This window comes from Primorskyibacter flagellatus (assembly GCF_900176485.1).
GTDB classification, from domain to species: domain Bacteria; phylum Pseudomonadota; class Alphaproteobacteria; order Rhodobacterales; family Rhodobacteraceae; genus Primorskyibacter; species Primorskyibacter flagellatus.
This window is the reverse complement of sequence record NZ_FWYD01000053.1, coordinates 1-3,339: the sequence shown is the minus strand read 5'-3', so window position 1 is coordinate 3,339 and position 3,339 is coordinate 1. Positions and strand designations below refer to the sequence as shown.

Below are 3,339 nucleotides of genomic sequence, written 5' to 3'. Positions count from 1 at the left end.
ACATCAAAAACAAGCAGCATAATCAATCAAACAACCGAACCAGAGCCTCCAATGTTCAAGCCGCTCTGATGTCCCATTTTATATGACGACAGACACGTCGGTCATACCGGGGCTTGCGACAGCTACCCGCCGCCCATTGGCGCGAAAATTGATGAGAAAATCGTCGAGATCATCATTCGCGACGCTGGACAATACGCCATCAATCCAACTTTCGGAAAAGCTGCTCCAATGCCCGCGAGACCAAGACGCAAAGGTGGCAGTACGGTCTCCGGCTGCGACGCCTGGGACACACCATCAGCCAAAGGTACCAATACTGCGGAGCAGCTTCGTCCTTGGGCCGTGCATGTTGACCAAACCAGCGGTGATCCGAATGATGCGCATGGGCGGGCCAAAGGCGAATGTCGAACGCTATTACGGCCTGCGCGCCCAGAACGCCGGAGCTCGCCATGCGCGATGATCCCGCCAGCGAGGCAATCATCATCGTGCTGCGCAGCCCGAAGATGCACGGGATGGTGGAAGTACAGTTCAAAGGTCGCCGTCAATACATAAATTCGTCAGCCAGCCCATAGGCAGAGCCCGGGGCACGGACTGGCGGAAGGTATCATCCGAAATTTGTACTTCTTGACCATAGGCTAATCTTAGAAGGAGCGCCGCAATATTGAACTGGTTCCACGACAGCTTGAACCCCTGCGCTGAGGCGGATAACATTGAACAAAATAAAAACATCCACTTTCCGGCAGGTTCAAATGCGGGCATTCATCTCATATTCTCACAGAGATTCCAGCGCTCTGGAAAGGCTGCATGTTCACTTGGCCGCTCTTCGACGCGAGGGACGGATCGAAGCGTGGTTTGACCGCGAGATCTTGGCCGGTTCAGTGCTCGACGATGAAATCCGTTCAGAACTGGAAGTAGCCGATCTGTTCCTTCTTCTCGTAAGCCCCGATTTCATTGCTTCAGATTACTGCGTGGAACAGGAGATGCGCCGCGCGTTAGAACGGCACGACGCCGGAGACGCACGGGTCGTGCCCATTATAGTTGAACCCTGTGATTGGGCGTCCATGAATGCACTTAGACGCCTGAAAGCTGTTCCCGTAGATGGAAAGCCGGTCAGTGAGTGGACCAATGCGAACACAGCATACCTGAATGTCGTACAGGAACTGCGCCGGATTATCGACGCTAAGCACATACCTGATGTCGCGCTCTCGGAGCCCAAAGTGCGCGCATCCACTCGCGACAAAAGTCCGCGCTATCGCGTGAAGCGTGATTTTGATGAGATCGACAGGAGCGATTTCCGGGAAACAGCTTTTACTACGATCAAGACATACTTCGAGAATGCTGCACAAGAGATCGACACTCTGGAAGGACTGCGCAGCCGGTTTGTGGACAGGGGTAGAACCGCCTTTGGTTGCACGATCGTTAATCAGGAACGCAAGGGCGGTACGGCCCACATCACAGTTCATTGCCGTGGCTCAAGCTATGCGCTTGGAGACATCTATTACTCCTTCAGTGAAAATGCACCGGACAACACCGCTAACGGCGCGCTCAATATAGCAGCAGACGATTACGAACAGTATTTGACCGCGACTATGTCGATGTTTGGTAGGGAACATGATCGGCTCAATTCTGACCAAGCTGCTGTGTACCTCTGGAACCAGTTTATCGACCAAGCTGGCATTAGCCCAGGATGAGCATATCCCTTTCATAGCATCAGCTATGGCCACCGGTTGAAAGCTGATGTGCGACGAGGTCGGAGCTTACCTTACCATGCGACGACACCAAAGGCGTATTGCAATCTGATACCAAGCGCGAAGCGTTAGCCGGACATATTTCAAGGAACCCACAAAGTGACTCTCCGTTTCTCAAATGAAGGCCCTGCGTTTCCTTCCCAGCTGGTAGACGCCTTGTTATCTGGCGACGTTGTTTTTCTCTGCGGTGCCGGTGTCAGTGCGCCGCAACTTCCAGGATTTGGTGGACTGGTTAAGTCGTGCTTTGCTGGCCTAAATGTTCAGATGAACCCTTCAGAACAGCAAGCCTTCGACGACTATCGATACGAAGAAGTACTGGGTTCGCTCAGCCGCCGGATTGTGGACCCAACGCAAATGATCCGAACTATTGTAAAACTTCTTCAGCCCCCTACGGATTTGAACCTCGATAACCATCGCACAATCTTGCGGCTCTCCCGAAATATGGAAAACCTGCCGACTATTGTCACCACGAACTTTGACACGTTGATTGAAAGAGCACTGCTTGAAAAAGCCGAAGCCGAAAGCATCCGATCGCTCAGTTTTGCCGGACAAGATTTGCCTGCTCCTGGAAGTGCAGGGTTCGGTGGCGTCATTCATCTTCACGGTCGGATTGCTGACCAGGATCTTGACTTGGATGAAACGTCTTTGGTCGTGACCAGTGCGAATTACGGTGATGCCTACATGCGCTCTGGTTGGGCATCCAGGTTTCTTTTTGACCTTTGCCGCAGCAAGACCATCGTCATTGTTGGCTATAGTGCTGGCGATGCCCCGTTCCGTTATTTCTTGAATGTCCTCGAAGCTGACCGTGAAAGATTTCCGGATTTACGCCCAGTATACGCGCTGGATGCAGTTGATGATCGGAATGAAGGTGATGTCAGGTGGTCCACGCTGGCAGTGGAGCCAATCCCTTACGAATATGTCCAAGACCCTGAAACGGGTAAGAAGATCCACTCGGCTATGTGGCGAGATCTTCGCAAATTAGCGGATGTGGTAGAGCGACCACGATCTACGCGTCGGGAATGGGCTCACGAAATTCTTAAAAAGGGATACAACACCGCCAGCCAAGAGGATCTCGATCATCTCAAATGGCTGTTCGCTGACCGTCGGGATTTGTGGTCTGTGGCAATTAAGGCGATTGCTGATCCTGAATGGTTCGATTTTTTTGCGCAGTCTAAGCTATGGAACGATCATGACGCGACTTGGGTCATTGCAGCCTGGATTGCCCAGGATCTACAATCCGCAGCTAATTTCAAATTAGCGGTCTCATGGCTGACGCGACTTCGAACCCCGTTTGCAGATGAAATCGACCGCAGGGTACGACAAACCAAGGATCTACCGCCATTGTGGCTTCGTGCATGGCGTATATTTTCCAAAAGCGCACCGGATGATGGTCGAGATCTCGATATGCCTGTTTATTCAATGATGGAACGGCTGCGCAGGCCGCCTGTGCTCAATATGGATATCCAGGAAGCTATTGAGCTTCTTACGCCGAAACTTAGGGAACGTCTGAAAAACCTGCTTCTTTCGGCGTGATCTGGTAGACTTGGGCAACCCGCCAAGGAGCCGTTCCGATGCCGAAGCAGCCTGCCTTTCC

Annotated in this window: 3 protein-coding genes; 2 read left to right on the top strand and 1 reads right to left on the bottom strand. The window is 52.4% G+C overall.

Features of this window, described 5'->3' with window-relative positions:
* Positions 1–525 precede the first annotated feature (525 nt).
* A complete protein-coding gene (locus tag B8991_RS21650; protein WP_084355194.1) occupies positions 526–756 on the bottom strand; it encodes a hypothetical protein in 231 nt (76 codons plus the stop codon).
* Between the two features lie 53 nt (positions 757–809).
* Here B8991_RS21650 and B8991_RS20810 point away from each other — a divergent pair, with 53 nt between their 5' ends.
* On the top strand, positions 810–1,688 hold the full coding sequence (locus B8991_RS20810) for a toll/interleukin-1 receptor domain-containing protein (protein WP_235866725.1): 879 nt from the start codon (positions 810–812) through the stop codon (positions 1,686–1,688).
* Between the two features lie 156 nt (positions 1,689–1,844).
* Complete coding sequence (locus tag B8991_RS20805) at positions 1,845–3,278, top strand: SIR2 family protein (RefSeq protein WP_143514704.1); 1,434 nt, start codon at positions 1,845–1,847, stop codon at positions 3,276–3,278.
* The last annotated feature ends 61 nt before the right edge of the window (positions 3,279–3,339 follow it).

Excerpts from the sequence above, each read along its gene's own strand:
- B8991_RS21650 (WP_084355194.1), bottom strand. The coding sequence starts at position 756 with ATGCCCGCATTTGAACCTGCCGGAAAGTGGATGTTTTTATTTTGTTCA.